Source organism: Streptomyces tyrfis, assembly GCF_037034285.1.
Lineage (GTDB): Bacteria > Actinomycetota > Actinomycetes > Streptomycetales > Streptomycetaceae > Streptomyces.
The window spans coordinates 64,676-84,006 of sequence record NZ_JBAGJZ010000034.1 but is presented as its reverse complement, the minus strand read 5'-3'; the positions used below and the strand labels follow the sequence as shown (position 1 = coordinate 84,006).

At 72.1% G+C, this 19,331-nt stretch carries 16 protein-coding genes and 1 pseudogene; 11 read left to right on the top strand and 6 right to left on the bottom strand.

Annotation, left to right across the window (positions count from 1 at the left end; all coding sequences use genetic code 11):
* Positions 1-351 precede the first annotated feature (351 nt).
* The 4 genes from WA762_RS24400 (at position 352) to WA762_RS24385 (ending at position 5,879) form a co-directional block, all read left to right on the top strand.
* Positions 352-804, top strand: a complete 453-nt coding sequence (locus WA762_RS24400) for a hypothetical protein (RefSeq protein WP_335938361.1) — start codon at positions 352-354, stop codon at positions 802-804.
* Between the two features lie 423 nt (positions 805-1,227).
* A complete protein-coding gene (locus tag WA762_RS24395) occupies positions 1,228-2,052 on the top strand; it encodes a hypothetical protein (RefSeq protein WP_335938359.1) in 825 nt (274 codons plus the stop codon).
* A gap of 164 nt (positions 2,053-2,216) precedes the next feature.
* Positions 2,217-3,461, top strand: a complete 1,245-nt coding sequence (locus WA762_RS24390; RefSeq protein WP_335938358.1) for a DUF2786 domain-containing protein — start codon at positions 2,217-2,219, stop codon at positions 3,459-3,461.
* Between the two features lie 264 nt (positions 3,462-3,725).
* Positions 3,726-5,879, top strand: coding sequence for an FUSC family protein (locus WA762_RS24385; protein WP_335938356.1), 2,154 nt, complete (start codon positions 3,726-3,728; stop codon positions 5,877-5,879).
* A gap of 316 nt (positions 5,880-6,195) precedes the next feature.
* On the opposite strand, the gene WA762_RS24380 is transcribed toward WA762_RS24385, so the two are convergent.
* Complete coding sequence (locus tag WA762_RS24380) at positions 6,196-6,777, bottom strand: hypothetical protein (RefSeq protein ID WP_335938355.1); 582 nt, start codon at positions 6,775-6,777, stop codon at positions 6,196-6,198.
* Between the two features lie 251 nt (positions 6,778-7,028).
* Here WA762_RS24380 and WA762_RS24375 point away from each other — a divergent pair, with 251 nt between their 5' ends.
* The gene (locus tag WA762_RS24375) at positions 7,029-7,271 is read left to right on the top strand and encodes a DUF397 domain-containing protein (RefSeq protein ID WP_335938354.1); all 243 of its coding nucleotides are present in this window, start codon (positions 7,029-7,031) and stop codon (positions 7,269-7,271) included.
* A 195-nt stretch (positions 7,272-7,466) separates the two neighbouring features.
* On the opposite strand, the gene WA762_RS24370 is transcribed toward WA762_RS24375, so the two are convergent.
* Positions 7,467-7,967, bottom strand: coding sequence for an ATP-binding protein (locus WA762_RS24370; protein WP_335938375.1), 501 nt, complete (start codon positions 7,965-7,967; stop codon positions 7,467-7,469).
* A gap of 326 nt (positions 7,968-8,293) precedes the next feature.
* Here WA762_RS24370 and WA762_RS24365 point away from each other — a divergent pair, with 326 nt between their 5' ends.
* The 4 genes and pseudogenes from WA762_RS24365 (at position 8,294) to WA762_RS24350 (ending at position 12,160) form a co-directional block, all read left to right on the top strand.
* Positions 8,294-9,178, top strand: a complete 885-nt coding sequence (locus tag WA762_RS24365) for a helix-turn-helix domain-containing protein (protein WP_335938374.1) — start codon at positions 8,294-8,296, stop codon at positions 9,176-9,178.
* Between the two features lie 53 nt (positions 9,179-9,231).
* Complete coding sequence (locus WA762_RS24360; protein WP_335938353.1) at positions 9,232-10,689, top strand: aldehyde dehydrogenase family protein; 1,458 nt, start codon at positions 9,232-9,234, stop codon at positions 10,687-10,689.
* Positions 10,690-10,866: 177 nt separating this feature from the next.
* A pseudogene (locus tag WA762_RS24355) lies at positions 10,867-11,400 on the top strand (DinB family protein); the annotation flags it as partial.
* Between the two features lie 118 nt (positions 11,401-11,518).
* Positions 11,519-12,160 carry a PadR family transcriptional regulator gene (locus WA762_RS24350; RefSeq protein WP_335938351.1) on the top strand — a complete coding sequence of 214 codons (642 nt, stop codon included), beginning with the start codon at positions 11,519-11,521 and terminating at the stop codon, positions 12,158-12,160.
* A gap of 93 nt (positions 12,161-12,253) precedes the next feature.
* Here WA762_RS24350 and WA762_RS24345 read toward each other — a convergent pair whose 3' ends face one another.
* Both WA762_RS24345 and wrbA read right to left on the bottom strand, forming a co-directional pair.
* Positions 12,254-13,678 (bottom strand): glutamate decarboxylase, encoded by a 1,425-nt coding sequence (locus tag WA762_RS24345; protein ID WP_335938349.1) that lies wholly within the window; start codon positions 13,676-13,678, stop codon positions 12,254-12,256.
* A gap of 90 nt (positions 13,679-13,768) precedes the next feature.
* On the bottom strand, positions 13,769-14,392 hold the full coding sequence (gene wrbA, locus WA762_RS24340) for an NAD(P)H:quinone oxidoreductase (protein WP_335938347.1): 624 nt from the start codon (positions 14,390-14,392) through the stop codon (positions 13,769-13,771).
* A gap of 206 nt (positions 14,393-14,598) precedes the next feature.
* Here wrbA and WA762_RS24335 point away from each other — a divergent pair, with 206 nt between their 5' ends.
* Positions 14,599-15,357: a MerR family transcriptional regulator gene (locus tag WA762_RS24335; protein ID WP_335938345.1), complete on the top strand. Its 759-nt coding sequence runs from the start codon at positions 14,599-14,601 to the stop codon at positions 15,355-15,357.
* Positions 15,358-15,656: 299 nt separating this feature from the next.
* Positions 15,657-16,373 carry a DedA family protein gene (locus WA762_RS24330; protein ID WP_335938343.1) on the top strand — a complete coding sequence of 239 codons (717 nt, stop codon included), beginning with the start codon at positions 15,657-15,659 and terminating at the stop codon, positions 16,371-16,373.
* A 225-nt stretch (positions 16,374-16,598) separates the two neighbouring features.
* Here the strand turns inward: WA762_RS24330 and WA762_RS24325 are convergent, their stop codons facing one another.
* Positions 16,599-18,371 (bottom strand): threonine/serine exporter family protein, encoded by a 1,773-nt coding sequence (locus tag WA762_RS24325; RefSeq protein WP_335938342.1) that lies wholly within the window; start codon positions 18,369-18,371, stop codon positions 16,599-16,601.
* Positions 18,372-18,797: 426 nt separating this feature from the next.
* Positions 18,798-19,292: an inorganic diphosphatase gene (locus tag WA762_RS24320; RefSeq protein WP_335938372.1), complete on the bottom strand. Its 495-nt coding sequence runs from the start codon at positions 19,290-19,292 to the stop codon at positions 18,798-18,800.
* Positions 19,293-19,331: the final 39 nt, after the last annotated feature.

The window sequence follows — 19,331 nt, the reverse complement described above, 5'->3', positions numbered from 1 at the left end:
CGAGTTCATCACCCGGGACGAGGTGGGCTGGTACGGGCTCACCGCCCGCCCGCTGCCCGTAACGGAGTTCATGCGGACCCCGGGCTCCCCGATCAGCGCGTAGGTCCGCCCTGAACCCCGCACCGATGGCGCGTTGCTCTTGCTCGGTGTGCGGGTCCGCAGCACGCCTGACAGCGTCGTCCACCTTTCCCCGGGGGCATGTGGCGCGCGTGCATCGGGGACCTTGCCCGCTCGCGCGGTCATGCGTCGCCGGGCGAGCGGGCGAGGAAGGGCGGAGCCCCGTCCGCGCGGCTGTCCCGTGGCGCACGGGCGGGGTTCTGCGTTGTCCTACGACCAGGAATGAGATTTGAAGTGCTGCAGTGCACTGCCCTGACGGGCATTCCCGAGGCGGATGCCGCGCCTTTGCTGCTGACCATGCGCGGTGGGCCCGATGACCTGTCCGAGGCGTGTCTGGACGAGTACGTCCTGTGTGAACTCGGGGAACACGACGAGCGGGTCGAGCATGCTGTGCTGATCTGGTGCGCGCAGCCGCCGGCTGCGCGTGACCTGTGGTTGTTCTGGGCCGGTGTTGGGGCGCATCGGATATACCGTTTCGCCAGGCTGCCCCGGTGCCCCGCCGTCATGCGCAGGATTCCGGCGGGCGCGGTGCGTACGTGCCGACTCTTCGACAGGCATTCCACTCCGCATTCCTGGGACGTGACGGACCCGCTCAGGGACGTGCTGTACGAACGGGACACGGAGGCCGAGCGGCGGAAGTACGAGGACATGGACCACAGGGACGGCGATGACACGAAGCAGCCGTGAACGGCGGGCGGTTGGGCCCGGTGTCTGGTCTGGCTCGGGCCCTGCCCTCGGGTCAGCTCCTGCCCCGGCCTCGGCATCACCGCGCCGCGCGTCGTCTGGCGGCCCTCTCGTGTCCGCAGGCGTTCGGTGCGCTGTCTGGCGACTGTTGGGCATGTCTTCATGCCGTGCGCGGGCTTCCCTACGGCAAGGGATTGCGTAGCCTGCCGGTGTGACCGTGCGAGTGTGCCCTGCTCCCCGCGCACGCGGGGATGGTCCCTCGGCCCGCAGACCGAGCGGCGATTCCGGGAACTGCTCCCCGCGCACGCGGGGATGGGCCCAGGACCGGAGGTTCCGGCGTGGGTTCGGGCCTCGTTTCGGGCTCGCGTCCGTGTGCTCGGGTTTGGGCCTTGAGGGTGGGGTGGCCTGGTGTTTGACTTGTCGGATGTGACACACACTCAGAGTGGCGACAACTTCGAAGAGTTGGGCCCGTTGGTCGGGCGGCGGTACGTGGTGGATCACGGGAAGCGGTGGGCGAATGCGGCCGGGGCGCTGGTGGTGGCCGTTCCCTTCGGCTGGCTGGGCGCGTGGGGCGTCGCGGCGATCGGTGACTCGGGGGCGGCGGGTGCGTACAAGGCGGTCGGTCTGCTGATCGGTCTGGCGCTGGGAGCCCTGGGCGTCGCGGTGAACCAGATCGTCCGGGCCGTGCGCGGTGTGCCGGGGGAGTACTTCGAGGTGCGGGAGGGCGGCCTGGTCCATGGGTCGCGGCGCGGGGCGTCGGGCTGGGCCTGGGACCGTGTGACCTCGCTCCACGTCGACGAGGGCCGGACGAACGCGCTGGCGGCCCGGCTGGGCAACGGTTTCCGCTGTGTGATCGGCATGGACGACGGCAGCCGGATACGGGTGGACGGGATGACGCGGCAGGCCGGGCACCTGGGGCGCACGCTGATGGCGCGGTGCCCCGACGTCGCGCTGGTTCCCCGCGTGCCCTGGTACGCCAGGGCCGGTCACTGGCCGCTCGTCGGCGTGGCTGTGTGCGCGGCGGGGGTCGTCGCGATCGTCCTCTACATCATCGGCCACCCGGACAAGGAGGAGCGGATCACGGACGCCTCCGGGAACACCGGGCTCAGCTTCCAGCCGGGCATCAGCGACGCGGGCATCGCCTTCCTGGTCGGCGGACTGCTGGTGTGCGTCGTCGTCGCGGTCGCCCTGGTCATCGCGTACGTACAAGGCCGGGCGTACCGACGCGTGTACGGGGCCCCGAGGGTGTGAGGCGTTCCGCCCACGGGTTCCGGGGCGTGAGGCGCTCCGCCCGGCGGACCTTCCGCGAGGTGCTCTGCCCCGCGGACCTCCCGTGAGGCGCTTCGCCCCGCCGTGCCCCGTGAGGCGCTTCGCCCCCGCCGACGTCCGTGCGGCGCTCTGCCTACGCTGACCTCATGGAATCGGTGATCGACCAGGCATTCGCGGCGGCGCTCTACTCGGACGGCGATGCCGGTCTGGACGCCGGGGCCTCGCTGCTGGCCGCCGAACCGGCGGCGGACGCGGAGCTGGTGCGGCGCGGCGAGGAGTTCGTCCGCCGTGCCTGGGAGCGCGGCTGGCAGCCCGCCGACGTCATACGTCTCGTCCGCCGCGAGCTCGACGAGACGGCCGCCGGTCTCGCCGCCGGGCTGATCGTCTCGGAGACCGGACGGTACGAGCGGCTGCCGCCGCGCTGGCGCGGACAGGTCGACATGTTGCCGACCGTCCCGGCCCGCAACCGGCCCGACCGGTTCTCCTATGCGTCCGCCGTTCTCGGGCTCTACCGGCTGCTGCTCCGGCTCCCCGCCATCGAACCGGTCGGTCCGCCGCCCGGGTCCGCCGCGAGCGGACGGCATCTGCCGCCCGCGCACGACGAACCCCGGATGCTGACCCGCATACGCGCCCTGCTCGCCAAGGCCGAGGCGACCGGCTTCCCCGAGGAGGCGGAGGCCCTCACCACCAAGGCGCAGGAGCTGATGGCCCGGCACTCCATCGATGAGGCCCTGCTCGCCGCCCGTACCCACAGCGCGGAGGCCCCGGGGGCGTGCCGGATCGGGGTCGACGCACCGTACGAGACCGCGAAGGCGATCCTGCTCGACGCGGTGGCCTCGGCGAACCGCTGCCGCGCGGTGTGGAACGGCGACCTCGGCTTCTCCACGGTGATCGGCTTCGAACCGGACCTGGAGGCGGTCGAGCTGCTGTACACCTCGCTGCTGGTGCAGGGCACGGCGGCGATGACGAAGGCGGAGGCCGGGCAGCGGGCCGGCGGGCGTCGGCGTACCAAGACGTTCCGGCAGTCCTTTCTGATGGCGTACGCCCAGCGGCTGGGCGAACGGCTCGCCGCCGACACCGCCCGGGTCACCGCGGCGGAGGCGGAGGCCGGACGCGGGAACGGGGCCGGAGACGGGAGCGGGAACGGGACCGGGGACCGGGCCGAGGGCGCGTCGGCGGACCGGCTGCTGCCGGTGCTCGCGGCGCGCGACCTGGCCGTGACGGAGGCCGCCGAGCGGATGTTCCCCGAGACCACGACCACCCGGGTCCGGGGCGTCACCGATCTCGACGGGTGGAACGACGGCACGGCCGCCGCGGACCGGGCCAGGACCCGCGGCCCGGGGCCGGGCATCGACGGCGGACGTGGGAAGCGCCCGAGGGCCGAGCGGTAAACAAGGGCGGTCCAAGTAACGGGGACGGGCCAAGCCGTATGCGCCCGAGCGGCAAGTCATAACGAGGACGCGCCGAGCCATAGCGGGACGGGGCAAGCCGCAACGGCGGAGGGCCGGAGGGCCGAGCGGTAACGGAGGCGGGCCAAGCCGTAACAGCGGCAGGCCGGAGGGGCGCCCCGGCGCCCCGGCGCCCCGCGACGAACCGTGCAATCCGGATGAATCCGGTACATCGGGTGAATCAGAGATTCCGGTTAGGCTCGGGGCATGAGCTGGCTCCGGGCGCTGAAGGAGACGGCCCGCTCGGGGCTGACGATCGAGCGGCGGCGGCTCGAACCGCTCGTCGCGATCCGCGGTGCCGCAGGGCTCGCGCTCGTCGTCGGGATCAGCCTCGCGTTCTTCGGGCCGGTCGTCGCCGCGAGCTCCGCGTTCGGGGCGTTCCAGGCGGCCATCGCCACGTTCCAGCGCAGCTGGCGGCCCCGGCCCGTGCTGGCGCTGGTGTCCGGGGCGAGCCTGGCCGCGTCGACCTTCCTCGGCTATCTCACCGGGGCGCATCCGCCGCTCTTCCTGGCCCTGCTGGTGCTCTGGACGTTCCTCGCGGGCCTGGCCTGGGCGGTGGGGCCGACGGGCGGCATCATCGCCTCGTCCAATGTGGCGATCATGCTGGTGACGATCACGCTGCCCACCTCCGTGGCGGACTCGGCCGTGCACGCGGCGGTGATTCTGTTCGGCGGTGTCGTGCAGGCGGCGTTGGTCGTCCTGTTCCCGGTCCGCAGGTGGGGGGCCCAGCGCGACGCCCTCGCCGACGCCCTGGCCGCCGAGGCCGACTACGCCCGCCGGCTGCGGCACGACCCGCTCGCTCCCTTCGACCCGGTGCCGCTGATGACCGCCCGCAGCGCGGCCGCCGTCACCCCCTGGCAGGCCCGCCGCCGGCCGCCGGAGCTGCACGGGTCGCGCGGGGTCGCCGAGCGGATCAGGCCGGTGCTGGCCTCGCTCGCGGACCCGGCCGTGGGCGTGCCGTCCGAGGGGCCGGAACGCGACCGGGTCCGCGAACTCCTCGCCGCCGCCGGTTCCGTGCTCGACGCGGCGGCCCGCGCGATCCGGCACGGCGACCCGGTGAAACTGTCCCCGTCCGCCGTGGCCGCGCTGCGGACCCCCGACACCGGCACCCTGCTCACCGGCCCGCCCCGCCGCGCCGCCGAGCGCCTCGACACCCTGCTCTCCGACGTCATCGAGACCGCCGAGGGAGAGGGGACGAAGGAGGAGCAGGCCCGCGCCGAGGAGGCCGCCGAGGCCATCCGGGCGGCGGGCGAGGAGACGGCCCCCGCCCCGCACCGCCGCCGCCCCACCCTGCTGCGGCTGGTCCCCGTCGTGGCGGCGGCCATGCGCGCCGAACTGCGCCCCGGCTCCCCGATCCTGCGGCACGCCGTACGGGTCGCCGTCGTCGTCGCGATCGGCTATCTCATCGGCGCCGCGCTGCCGTTCGGCCACGGCTACTGGGCGCCGATGGCGGCCGTGATGGCGATGCGCCCGGAGTTCTCCCAGACGTACGGGCGCGCCGTCGCCCGCTTCGGCGGCACGATCGTCGGGGTCTCGCTCGCCACCGCGATCGTCCAGACCGTCCGGCCCGGGGTGACCGCGTCGGCGGCGCTCGCCGTGGGCTGCGCCCTGCTGATGTACCTGCTGATGCGCACCGGGTACGTGGTCGGCCAGGCGTGCGTCTCCGCGTACGTCGTCTTCCTGCTCGGCATGGGAGGCGACAGCTGGGCGCAGACCGTGCCGGAACGCGTCGTCCTCACCCTCGTCGGCGGGCTGCTCGCGATGGTCTCGTACGCCCTCTACCCGGCCTGGGAGACCCCCCGGCTGCGCGGCAGGCTCGGCGACTGGCTGAAGGCGAACGGACGGTACGCGGCCTGCGTCGTCGGCCAGTACGCGGAACCGGCCGAGCGGGGCCAGGACGAGGTGCGCGCCGCCCTGCTCGACACCCGCGAGGCCCGGGTCGCCTGGCAGGAGGCGGCGGCCGCCGCCCAGCACGAACCGGTCCGCAACCGCGGTCTGTCCCGCGCCGCCGCCGCCGACGGCGAACACGCGCTGGCGGAGTTCGGGCGGGTCGCGATGCTGCTGGAGGCGCACCTTCCGTGCGGCGCCGCCACCCCCGTACCGGAGGCCGCCGGGCTGGCGGGGGCGCTGCGCCGGGCCACCGAGCGGGGCGCGAAGGAGGTGCGCGAGCGGCGGGTGCCGGACTGGGCGGAGGTGCGCGAGGTGCTGGAGGAGTGGGACGCGCGGCGGCGGGCGGGCGAGGGGGAGGCCGACCCGGTGGTGCGGAACGGGGCCGGGCTGCTGCTGGACGCGCTGGAGGAGTTCTCCCGGGGGCTGGACGGCGCGCCGGGCGCCAACCCGCCCGGTCGCGGCGAGCGTTGACGCCCGGCGGGTATGCGGCTCGATCAGCATGGGCGGCCTGAGCGGCCCGTTCGGTTGGGGCGGCCCGATCGGTCGGGGTGGCCTGAGCGGCCTGAGCGGTCGGGGTGGTCTGGGCGGTCGGGCGTCGGGGCGCGGGAGCCGCGGTGGTCGGTGCGCGGGCGGTACGGCTCCCGGCGCCACGCCACGGCCGCCGGGGCGTCACAGCTGCCGGGCGCCCGGCAGCGATGCGGCTCCCCGGGCGCGGCCGGTCCGGCCGCCGGGCTCCGCGTGGTCCGGCCGCCCGGACCTCGGCGGGCCGGCCGTCAGGGGCCGGCCGTCAGGGCGCGGGTGGCGGATCCGCGAGGTCCGGGAGGCCGGACGGCAGCGCGCCCGGCGCGGTCTTCGCCAGGGTGTCCTTCCCTCCGGCGGCCCAGGACACCACGAGCGTCCGGCCGTCGTTGGACTCCACCGTCCCGCGGGTGCGGTCGGCGCTGCCGTCGGCGCACTTGAGCGACAGCGTCACCGTCGCCGGGCCCGTGCCCGCGCCCGTGCCCGCGCCGCGCGTCTCGGCCGCGTCCCCCGTGCAGGCGCGCTGCTCGGTGATGAGCACCGCCTTCCCTGACGCGACGGACAGCACCACCGCCTTGCCGCCGGTCTTCCCGGCCCACGCGCCCTCCAGCGCCGCGACGCCGGCGCCCGTGCCGCCTTCCGGGCCGCCGGTACCGCCGCCGGAGTCGCCCCCGGCACCGTTCCCGGGGCCGTCGCCGGCGGGAGTCCGGCCGGGCCCGCCGGCCTCGGAGGCGTTGTCCGGGCCGTTCTTCCCGCCGTCGTCGTCACCGCCCCCGCCGCAGCCGGTCAGCACGAGCGCGGCGAGGAGTCCGGCGGTGATCGCGGCGGGGCCGCGTAAGACTTTCCGCATCTGCAATTCCCCCTTGTACGGCATAAGACCGCGCCAAGTTACCAGCGGGCGGTATCGGGATGGGGGGACCGAGCCGGGGTAGGCGAAGAGCGCAGGCATCCGAACGGGCTCTTCTCGCGTCTGAGTCTGTAATCGCGGCGACACCGCGCGTGCACGTGCATCCGCTCATGCATCTGCTCATGCAGGGATATCTGAACAAGGTTATGATCCGAGACAGTTGACACTTGCACCTTGTAATCGGGGAGCGTCCTGTGCACCACGTGTACAACGGCATGGCGGCCACAGAGCTTCGCGGAGTCGTCTGGCAGAAGAGCAGACACAGCAACTCCCAAGGATCGTGCGTGGAGTTCGCGAAACTGCCCGGCGGAGAGGTGGCGATGCGGAATTCGCGGCACCCCGACGGCCCGGCCCTCGTCTATACGCCGGCCGAGATAGAGGCGTTGCTGCTCGGGGTGAAGGACGGCGAGTTCGACCATCTCGTCGCCGGGGGCTGATCGCCGCCCGGCCTGCCGTCGCGTACGGCGGTCGCCGCGCGTCGTGTTCCCAAGTGGCTTCTCCGCGCGTGGACTCCGGTGCGTGGATCTCCCGCGCGGACTCCCCCTACGCGGATCGCCCGGGCGCGGGCTCCGGCGTGCCGGTCGGCGTGCCGGTTCCCGGGGACCGGGTCGCGCGGCCGGGCCCGAGGGGGTTCATCTGCCGTCGGGCAGCCGGAACAGCGCCCAGACGACCTTGCCGCGCGGCATCACCCCGGCGCCCACGCCCTCGGCGCCCAGGAAGGGCGAGGGGTACCAGCCCCACGAGTCGCTGATGGACTCCACCAGGAAGAGACCGCGGCCCGACTCCGCGGAGTCCGCCGCCTCCGAGGCGATGGGGCTCTCCTGGCTGGGGTCGCGCACGGCGCACACCAGGCGCGAGCTCCAACGCATCAAGTGCAGCCGTACGGGTGGTTCCTGGGGGGCGGTCGCGATGTCCGAGGGGAGGGCGTGGCGCAGCGCGTTGGTGACCAGCTCGGAGACGACCAGGGCGACGTCGTCGAAGCGGTCGTCCAGGCCCCAGCCGGCCAGGGTGGTCCTGGTGAAACGCCGTGCTCCGCCGACCGCTTCGTAGCGGGCGGGCAGGGTGCAGGTGGCCGAGCCGGAGACGGCTGAGGGATCGATGGGTGGAAGCCCTTGCCGTAACGGCGCGAGCATCGTCGATCCATTCGTCCCCATGCGAGGCACTCCCGGGATTCGCGGCTGTATCGGTACTACGGGGTACAGCGGCACAACACGAACGAGCACGCAGGTGCGCGATGGCCATCGTTCCGAATGCGCTGAGCAGATGCAAGGGCAGATGCACGTGCACGCGCCGGACCTGTCCGAACCCGTGCCGGTTCTTGGTCATTTCTTCCTGCGGGGATTTTCACAGCTTTACGAAGCCCTTCCTGTCTGTGTAATCGGATGAGTACGGGGCGAAGCGTTTTGGTGGCAGAATCCGGCACTTGGGGTTCTGGGGGGAGCCCCGTGTCCAGGAAGCGATGGGGAGGACCGGACCAGTGGCGGCAGGCGAGTCGAGTGGATCTGTGGTGCGGCGCATCCTGCTGGGCTCACAGCTCAGAAGGCTGCGCGATTCGCGCGGGATCACCCGCGAGGCGGCCGGCTACTCCATCCGGGCATCCGAATCGAAGATCAGCCGCATGGAGTTGGGACGGGTGAGCTTCAAGGCCAGGGACGTCGAGGACCTGCTCACGCTCTACGGAGTGACGGACGAGGCGGAGCGCGAGGCCCTGCTCGGTCTGGCGCGCGAGGCCAACGTGGCGGGTTGGTGGCACAGTTACGGCGATGTGCTGCCCGGGTGGTTCCAGACCTATGTCGGTCTGGAGGGGGCGGCTTCGCTCATCCGGGTGTACGAAGTCCAGTTCGTCCACGGACTGTTGCAGACCGAGGCGTACGCGCACGCGGTCGTCACCCGGGGGATGGGCCCCGACGCCCCCGCGGTCGAGGTCGAACGCCGCGTCGCGCTGCGGCTGGAACGCCAGAAGGCCCTCGTGTCCGAACGCGCGCCCCGCTTCCACGCGGTGCTCGACGAGGCGGCGCTCCGCCGTCCGTACGGCGACCGCGACGTGATGCGCGGGCAATTGCGGCATCTCATCGAGATGTCGGAACACCCCGACATCACCCTCCAGGTGATGCCCTTCAGTTTCGGCGGACACGCCGGGGAAGGGGGCTCCTTCACGATGCTCCGATTCCCGGAATCCGACCTGTCGGACATTGTCTATTTGGAGCAACTGACAAGTGCGCTCTATCTGGACAAGGCCGAGGAAGTCGCCCAGTACGAAAGGGCCATGACCCGGCTGCACGAGGACAGCCCCGGCCCGGAGGAGAGCAGAGATCTCCTCCGCGGTCTCCTCCAACTCATCTGATTCATCGTTAACATGGCGGTCCGATGGGAGACTGCACCTGAGTTGGGGATCGTATGTCGTTCTTCTACGAGCTGGCCGACCAGTACATCGATGGCGAGTGGCGTACCGGAACCGGCTCGTGGGACATCATCGATTTCAATCCCTACAGCGGTGAGAAACTCGCGGCCATCACCATCGCGACCGAGCGGGAAGTCGACCTGGCCTACCGTGCCGCGGAACGCGCCCAGCGGTCCTGGGCGGCCACCGGCCCGTACCGGCGCAGCGCGATTCTGGAACGCGCCCTGGGCGTCGTCGGGGAACGGCACGACGCCATTGTCGAGGCGATCGTCGACGAACTGGGCGGCACCCGCGCCAAGGCGGAGCAGGAGGTGCGCGCCGCCGCTGAATTCCTGCGCGACGCGGCACGGTTGGCGCTGAGCCCGCTCGGCAGCATCCTGCCTTCCATGGCGGACGGGAAGGAGAACCGGCTCCACCGGAGGCCGGTCGGCGTCGTCGGGGTCATCAGTCCCTTCAACTTCCCTTTCCTGGTGGCGATGAAGTCCGTCGCGCCCGCGCTGGCCCTCGGCAACGCCGTCGTCGTGAAACCCAATCAGAACTCCCCGGTCGTCGGCGGCGGTCTGGTGGCGAAGGTCTTCGAGGAAGCCGGGCTTCCCGCGGGAGTTCTCAATGTGCTCGTCACCGATATCGCCGAGATCGGTGATGCGTTCATCGAGCATCCGGTGCCCAAACTGATCTCGTTCGCGGGCACGGACCGGGTCGGGCGGCACGTCGGCGCCGTCGCGGCCGGGCACTTCAAGCGCACGATTCTCGAACTCAGCGGCAACGGCGCCCTGGTGGTGCTGGAGGACGCGGACGTCGACAACGCCGTCGACGCCGCCGTGCTGAGCCGCTTCATGTACCAGGGGCAGGTCTGCATGGCCGCCAACCGCATCCTGGTGGACCGCCGCGTCGAGCGGGAGTTCACCGAGAAGTTCACCGCCCGGGTGGCCGCGCTGCGGACCGGCGACCCGCGCGACCCGGCGACCCAGATCGGCCCGGTCATCAACGCCCTCCAGGCCGAGGCGCTGACCGCCCTGGTCGACCAGGCCCTCGCGGAGGGCGCCACCGCGCCGGTGCACGGCCGGACCCGGGGCAACCTCGTCGAGCCGACCGTGCTCACCGGGCTGCCGGAGGGCTCCCCGCTGCTGTCCCAGGAGATATTCGGGCCGGTGGCCCTGCTGATGGCCTTCGACGGCGAGGACGAGGCCGTACGGATGACCAACGACACCCCGTACGGCCTGGGCGGCGCCGTCCACACCCGCGACGTCGAACGCGGCGTGCGGTTCGCGCGGCGCGTCGACAGCGGCATGTTCCACGTCAACGGCTCCACGGTGCAGGACGACCCGCTGGTGGCCTTCGGCGGCGAGAAGTCCTCCGGACTCGGCCGGCTGAACGGGGAGGCGGCCGTGGAGGCGTTCACCACCCAGACGTGGATGTCCATCCAGTACGGGCGCAGCGCGTTTCCGTTCTAGGACGCGTCGTCCCCGTGCCCGGCCGCGTCGCCGGGTTCCGGGCCACGCCGTCCTCGTTCCCGGGCCGTGTCGCCGGGTTCCGGGCCGCGCCGCCGCTTAGGTCAAGAACTGTCCTATGGGGCTCCTAGCGTGGCCGGTGTCAGGAAGAAGACCGGCACGGTTCCCGAGGTGGACATCATGGTCACTCACGTTCCCGCAGAAGCCCTCGGCGACGAGCGCGGCGCGCTCCTCTCCTTCGTCGAGGCCCAGCGCGGCGCGATCCGGCGCTCGCTGATCGGGCTGACCGCCGAGCAGGCGGCGAGCCGCCCCAGCGCGAGCGAACTGTCCCTGGGCGGGCTGCTGAAGCACGTCGCCGAGACGGAGCTCAACTGGCTGCGGATGGCCCAGCAGCGGCCGAGCGAGACCTCCCGGAACGAGAAGACCTGGGCGGACAGCTTCCGGCTCGTCGGCGACGAGACCGTGGAGGGGATGCTGGGGTTCTGGGACGACGTCGCGGCCCAGGTCGAGGAGTTCATCCGCTCGGCGCCCAGCCTGGACGACACGTTCCCGCTGCCCCCGGCACCCTGGTTCCCCAAGGAGGGACGGGTCTCCCTGCGCTGGCTGCTGCTCCACCTCGTCGAGGAGCACGCCCGGCACGCCGGTCACGCCGACGTCATCCGGGAGTCCCTGGACGGCAGCACCGCGTTCGAGCTGGTCGCCAGGGCGGACGGTGCGAAGGGCGCCGAGAGTGTGGAGGGCGCGGAGGGCGCGGAGAGTGTGGAGAGCGCGGAGAGTGTGGAGAGCGGGGAGGGTTACGCTGATCAAAGTTGATTAGGAGAGGGTGCGTGCCATGTCCGCGATCCGGCTGCTGGTCCTGTGCGCCGTGCGTCAGCACGGCCGCGCGCACGGTTACCAGGTGCGCAACGACCTGGAGTACTGGGGCGCGCACGACTGGTCCAACGCCAAGCCCGGATCGGTCTACCACGCGCTGAAGCAGATGGCGAAGCAGGGGCTGCTGGTCGCCCACGAGACCGCGCCGAGCACGGTGGGCGGCCCGCCCCGCACCGAGTACGAGATCACCGAGCGCGGCCGCGAGGAGTACCTGACGCTGCTGCGCGAGGCGTTGACCTCGTACGACCAGAAGCCGGACGTGCTGGCGGCGGGCCTCGGCGGCATCGTCGACCTGGAGCGGTCCGAGGCGGTGGCGCTGCTCGAACAACGGGTCGCGGGCCTCGCCGCCTGGCGGACGTCGGTCACCGAGTACTACACGCCGGAGGAAGGGCCCGAGTCGATCGGGCACATCGGCGAGATCATGAACATGTGGGTCCACTCCTCGGACGCGGACGCCGAGTGGACCCGCGGCCTGATCGCCCGGATCAAGGGCGGGGCGTACACCTTCGCCGGAGAGGGCGAACCTTTCGTCGGCGTGCTCGCCGAGGGGCAGGAGAACCCGTACGCGACGGGCGTCCGAGATCCCGGCGACGACGAGTGACCGCCCCCCCCCCCCCGCACCGGCCACCCCGCGCCGGCCCACCTCCCGCACCGGCCCGCGGGGGAGTGCCGGCCCGGGGGGAGCGCGGGACGGTCAGTGGTGGAAGGACGTCGCCGCCTGCTTGTCGGTGCTCAGCGGGCAGTCCTGGCGGCGGAGGTCGGGGAGCACCAGGCGCAGGTCCTCCAGCAGCAGCGCGGCCAGGTCCGAGGAGAACCCGTTGCGGCACACCACCCGCAGCACGGACAGGTCCTGCCGGTTGGCCGGGAAGGTGTACGCGGGCACCAGCCAGCCGTGCTCGCGCAGCCGCCGCGACACGTCGAAGACGTCGTACGCCTTCACGTCCGGCGCGGTCGTCAGCGCGAAGACGGGAAGTTGGTCGCCCCGGGTGAGCAGCCGGAAGTCTCCCAACTCCTCGAACTGCCGGGCCAGTGCGACGGCGATGTCCCGGGACGACTGCTGGACGGCCCGGTAGCCCTCCCGGCCCAGTCGCAGGAAGGTGTAGTACTGGGCGACCACCTGGGCGCCGGGCCGGGAGAAGTTCAGCGCGAAGGTCGGCATGTCGCCGCCCAGGTAGTTGACCCGGAACACCAGCTCCTCGGGGAGTTCGTCGGGCGAACGCCACAGGGCCCATCCGACGCCCGGGTAGACCAGGCCGTACTTGTGTCCCGAGGTGTTGATCGAGGAGACCCGGGGCAGCCGGAAGTCCCACACCACGTCCGGGTCGAGGAAGGGCGCGATCATTCCGCCGGACGCGCCGTCGACATGGACCGGGACGTCGAGGCCGGTGCGTTCCTGGAGGGCGTCCAGGGCCGCGCAGAGCTCCGCGATCGGCTCGTACGAGCCGTCGAAGGTGGAGCCGAGGATGCCGACCACGCCGATGGTGTTCTCGTCGCAGAGGTCGGCCGCCGCCTGCGGGTCGAGATGGAAGCGCTCGCCCTCCATCGGGACCTGCCGCGCCTCGATCTCCCAGAAGTCGCAGAACTTCTCCCAGCAGACCTGCACATTGACGCCCATGACCAGGTTCGGCCGGGCGGCCGCCGGGTAGCGGTCGGCGTTCCTGACCGCCCAGCGGCGTTTCAGCGCCATCCCCGCGAGCATGCAGGCCTCGCTGGAGCCGGTCGTCGAACAGCCCACGGCGGCCGCCGGATCGGGCGCGTTCCACAGGTCGGCGAGCATCGACACGCAACGCCGCTCCAGCTCGGCGGTGCGCGGGTACTCGTCCTTGTCGATCATGTTCTTGTCGCGGCACTCGTTCATCAGCACCCCGGCCTGGGGTTCCATCCAGGTGGTGACGAAGGTCGCGAGGTTGAGCCGTGCGTTGCCGTCGAGCATCAGCTCGTCGTGGACCAGACCGTACGCGGTCGACGGCGGCATCGGCCCGTCCGGGAGCCGGTGCCGGGGCGGCGCCACCTCCATGCCGGCGACCGGATCGGCCTCCCCGAAGAACGGGTTGAGGGCGAGCCTGCGACGTTCCCGGGACGGCTCCGTGCCGCGGGGCGAACCAGTGTGGAGAGGCATCGGCGGACAGCCCTTCTCGGCTCTCGACTCTCGACGGACATCGGACGGTGCGGTGCGGGGCGCGGTGCGGAGGATGGGAAGGGGGAGGGATCAACTCTCCGCGGCGAGGCCCTGCTTGATCGCGCGGGTGAACTTCACGACCCGCTCGGCCTGGATCCGGGCGGCGGTCAGGGTCTGCTCGCCGACTGGGATGTCGCCCTGCCCGGACACGTGCGAGGTGCCGTACGGGTTCCCGTCGACGAACTTCGCGGGGTCCGTGTATCCGGGCGGGACGAGGATGCCGCCGAAGTGATGGACCGTGTTGTAGAGCGCCAGCAGGGTGGACTCCTGGCCGCCGTGCGCGGTGCTGGTGGAGGTGAAGCCGCTGTAGACCTTGTCCGCGAGCCGGCCGGCCTGCCAGAGGCCGCCGAGGGTGTCCAGGAACTGCTTCAGCTGCGAGGTGACGTTGCCGAACCGGGTGGGCGTACCGAAGATCACGGCGTCCGCCCAGATCATGTCGTCCGGCGACGCCTCCGGGATGTCCGCGGTCGCCCGGGTGTTGGCGGCCCAGGCCGCGTTGGAGTCGATCGCGGCCTGCGGGGCGAGTTCCGCGGCCCTGCGCAGCCGTACCTGCGCGCCGGCCTTCTCGGCGTACTCCGCGACGGCCTTGGCCATCGTGGCGACCGTGCCGGTCGAGGAGTAGTAGATGACGGCGACGTTGACGGGCATGGGCATCGCGGAGACCTCCGGCGAGACAGAAGCGGATGCATCAGAATGTATCCGGACGTATCTGCACGAAGGTGGCCATATGGAAGACGGGGTGTCCGGCGCGTCGAACGGCGGGGTCCCGCTTCCCCCGGGCGGCTTGCACCTCACGTGGCGTCAGGGCTCAGGCTCGGGGCGTACCCGATCGGAGAGAAGAGACAAGGGGGCGTGAAGACGTGGACTATTCCGTGGGACAGGTCGCCGGCTTCGCCGGCGTCACGGTGCGCACCCTGCACCACTACGACGGCATCGGGCTGCTCTCGCCCGGCGGTCGCAGTCATGCCGGTCACCGCCGGTACGACGACGCGGACCTGGACCGGTTGCAGCGGATTCTGTTCTACCGGGAGCTCGGCTTCCCGCTCGACGAGATCGCGGTACTGCTCGACGACCCGGACGCGGACCCGCAGGAGCACCTGCGCCGCCAGCACCGGCTGCTGACCGACCGGATCGCCGAGCTCCGAAGGATGGCGGACGCCGTCGAGACAGCAATGGAGGCGCGAAAGATGGGCATCGACCTCACGCCCGAGGAGAGGTTCGAGGTGTTCGGGGACCGGGACCCCGAGGAGCACGCCGAGGAGGCCGGACGCCGCTGGGGCGACACCGACGCCTACGCGGAGTCGCGGCGCAAGGCCGCCCGGTACACGAAGGAGGACTGGCAGCGGATGCAGGCGGAGTCCGCCGACTGGGACGCCGCCTACGCCGCGCTGATGGAGGCCGGCGAGCCGGCCGTCGGGGAGCGGGCGAGGGAGCTGGCCGAGGCCCACCGCCAGCACATCACCCGGTGGTTCTACGAGTGCACGCCCGAGATGCACCGGGGGCTCGCCGCGATGTACGTGTCCGACCCGAGGTTCCGGGCCCACTACGAGGCGATTTGGCCGGGCATGGCCGAGCACCTGCACGACGCCATCGACGCCAACGCGGAACGCCTGTCGTAGGCGCCCCGGAGGACAGACCCCAGGGTCGGGGGGCAGGTCCCGGGGGACAGGTCCCGAGGGCGGGGCCGGGGGCGCGGAACTCCACCGGGACCGCCCTTCCGGCGGCCGGCGCGCGGACGTGCCGTGCGCGACGGCCGTCGGGAGGGCTTTGTCCCGGTTGGCCCGGTCGCCGGGCCCGGGGGGTGCGCCGACGGGGAGGCTGGAACCCGACGACGTCGTACCGCGTTGATAGCTTTGGGCGGCCACGCAGTTGTCGGCGGCCACTCAGCCGCCATCGACCGACCCAGGAGCCCGGACCCTTGAACACGCTTGCGCTCGGACCGAGCTGGCTGGACCCGGACCATCTCATCAACACCTTCGGACTCCCCGGCGTCCTCCTCATCGTCTTCGCCGAGTCCGGACTGCTGATCGGCTTCTTCCTGCCCGGCGACTCCCTGCTCTTCACCACGGGCCTGCTGGTCACCACGAACCAGCTGCGGACTCCGCTCTGGCTGGTCTGCGTCCTGGTGGCCCTGGCGGCGATCATCGGCGACCAGGTGGGGTATCTCTTCGGCCGCAAGGTCGGCCCGGCGCTCTTCAGACGGCCGGACTCCCGCCTCTTCAAGCAGGAGAACGTCGAGAAGGCGCACGAGTTCTTCGAGAAGTACGGGCCGAAGTCGCTGGTCCTGGCGCGCTTCGTCCCCGTCGTGCGCACGTTCACGCCGATCATCGCCGGTGTGAGCCGGATGAACTACCGCTCGTTCATCGTGTTCAACATCATCGGCGGCGTGCTGTGGGGGGTCGGCGTCACGCTCCTGGGCTCCGCCCTCGGCAAGATCGACTTCGTTCACCAGAACATCGAGGCGATGCTCATCCTGATCGTGCTGATCTCGGTGGTGCCGATCGCGATCGAGTTCCTGCGGGCCCGCTCCAAGGCGAAGAAGGCCGCGGCGGCGGACGACGCCGTGGCCGGCGGGGCGCCCGCGGAGGGTGGCGGCCCGGCCGTGGTCCAGCGCGGCCGTCACGCCAAGCGCTGACCCGCATCCCACCGGCGCCGGCCCCGCCCGGGGCCGTGCCCGCACGGGCCCGAGGCACACGGCCTCGGGCCCGACCCGTATCCGGGCCCGTATCCGTATCCCGGCCCGCGGGTCTCCGGCGTACGGCCTCCTCCGGCCTCCGGCGTACGGCCTCCTCCGGCCTCCGGCGTACGGCCTCCGGCCTCCTCCGGCCTCCGGGTTCCGTTCCGGAGGGGCCCGGCGCTCTCAGAAGCCGCGCGTCCGCTTGGCCGCGCGGCGGGTCGCGCCGCCGACCTCCCCCGGCACCCGCATGAACAGCCGGGAGATCTCACTCCCCAGATTCACCCCGATCGCGATGGCCAGGGCCGTCGCCACCGCCGTGGACAGCGAGACCAGCCCGGCGTTCACGTTCCCCTGGGCCACGGCCAGCAGACCGAAGTACGTGGCCGACCCCGGCAGCAGCGGGCCGATCGCGGCCGTGATGAACGGCAGCGACGAGGAGTGCCGGTAACGCGAGAAGAGCTGCCCGAACAGGCCCACCAGACCGGCCGCCGTCGCCGTCGCCAGCACCGGCGAGATGTGGCCGGTGCGGGCCATCGACCCGTAGATCACCCAGGCCACGGCCCCGTTCAGGGTCACCGCCAGAACCGTGGAACGGTCCTGCTGGAGCAGGATCGCGAAGGCGAGACAGAGCGCCATCGACGCCAGGATCTGCACCACCGGCCGGTCGGGGGCGAAGAACCTGGTCCCGGGGTTCAGCTGCGCGCCCAGCTGCACGCCCATGTACAGCACCAGCAGCACGCCCACGACGATGCCGATGAACAGGTACATGACTTCGAGCAGGCGCGCGGCCGCCGTGATGTAGAAGCCGGTCAGCCCGTCCTGTACGCCCGCCACCAGGGCCCGTCCGGGCAGCAGCGCGAACAGCCCACCGGTGATGACCGCGGACGGCCGCAGGTCCGACCAGTGGGTCAGGGTCAGCGCCACCCCCAGCGCGGCCGGCGGCATCGCCGCCACCACGAACTGGTAGAACTCCGGCAGCCCGCGCCCGGCGCAGAGCCAGGCGAGCCGGTCGCCGAGCATCGCGCCGATCGCGGCCACCACGAACACCAGCGCGCCACCGCCGACCAGCACCGACGCGGCCCCGGCGAGGCCGCCGCCGGCCAGCGTCAGCACCCAGCCGGAGTAGGGGTGCCGGTTGCGCCGGATCTCCGCCAGCCGCCGGTAGGCGTCCTCCAGCGTGACCTCGACGTCCCCGGTGGTGATGTCGTCGATGAGCCGGAAGACGGCGGCCAGCCGGGTGTAGTCGGTGCCCCGGCGGCGTACGGTCCTGCTCGCCGTCACCGGGTCGTCCACCAGCGACGGCTGGTACGAGATCGACAGCAGGGTGAAGGTGACCGTGGGCTCGCTGCGGTCCAGCCCGTAGCTGCGGGTCACCGCGAACATCGCCGCCTCGACGTCCTCGGCGCCCTCGCCGCCCGCGAGCAGCAGTTCGCCGATGCGGAGCGTCAGGTCGAGCACGCGCGGCACCGCCGGGCCCGTCTCGTCGGACTTCTGCACCGGCTCGGGCGCGGGGCGCTCGGCGACCGGCATGCGCAGCATCGTGCGCATCCGGTCCTGCCAGGGGGCTTCCTTGGTCAGCCGGACCATCGGGCTGCCGTGCGCCGGGGTGAAGGCGGGCGGCGAATGCTGGGCGCGGTACGTGCTCGGTGGGGCGAAGGCGGAGCCGATCGTGTCCGACCCCGAGCCCGTCCCGGACCCGGCCCCAGCGCCCGGAGCGGCGGCGCCCGAACCAGAACCGGAACCCGTGCCGGAGCCGGAAGCGGAACCCGTGCCGGAGCCGGGGACGGCATCCTGCGGACCGGTCGCCAGGCCCGCCGGAATGGCGAACTCCGACGTCGGCTGGTCGTCCGGGGGCGCGGTCGTCCGCCGCTCCACCCCGGCAGGCGGGACAAAGGCGCTGCGCGCCTCGTCGGACTGGGGCTTCTGGTCTTCCGGACCGCCCGTTTCCGACACCATTCCGACCTCGCTCGTCTCGGCTGCGCGTCTTCGACTGCGCTGCTGCCCAGTATGACCGGGGGTAAGGGTGGGGCATACGGGACGGTCGCGGCCGAAAGGTGCGCTCAGGGGTGCGGAGACCGCCGCGAGAGGCCGGACGACGGACCCGGACGGCCCGAACGGAACCCGCCACGAACGGAAGCGGAACCCGGACGAAAGGAAAAGGAAGCGGAACCCGGAGGAACGGGTCATGCGGAACAACCGGGGACGGCACGCGGCGGCGGCCGCCCCACCGGCCGGGCACCGGCACGGACGGACGGGCAGGCCCTCCCGGGCATGAGAGGCGGGCCCTCCCCGGGCATACGAAACGGGCGGCGCCCCCCCCGGAGAGGAGCACCGCCCGTTTCGTATGCCGGGACGGCCGGGATCCGGCCGCGACCGCTCGGGTCAGTGGGCGTCGCCCTGCGCCGCCAGACGCTTGTAGGACGCCTCGATCTCGGCCTCGGCCTCGGCGCGGCCCACCCAGTCGGCGCCCTCGACGGACTTGCCGGGCTCCAGGTCCTTGTAGACCTCGAAGAAGTGCTGGATCTCCAGGCGGTCGAACTCCGACACGTCCTGGATGTCGCGCAGGTGCTCCATCCGGGGGTCGGACGCCGGCACGCACAGCAGCTTGTCGTCGCCGCCGGCCTCGTCCGTCATCCGGAACATGCCGATGGCGCGGCACTTGATGAGGCAGCCGGGGAAGGTCGGCTCCTCCAGGATGACCAGCGCGTCCAGCGGGTCGCCGTCCTCACCGAGGGTGTTCTCGACGAAGCCGTAGTCCGCCGGGTAGCTCGTCGAGGTGAAGAGGCGGCGGTCCAGGCGGATCCGGCCGGTCTCGTGGTCCACCTCGTACTTGTTCCGCGAACCCTTCGGAATCTCGATGGTGACGTCGAACTCCACGGGTGGCTCCTCCATGATCAAGACATAAGACTGGTGGTT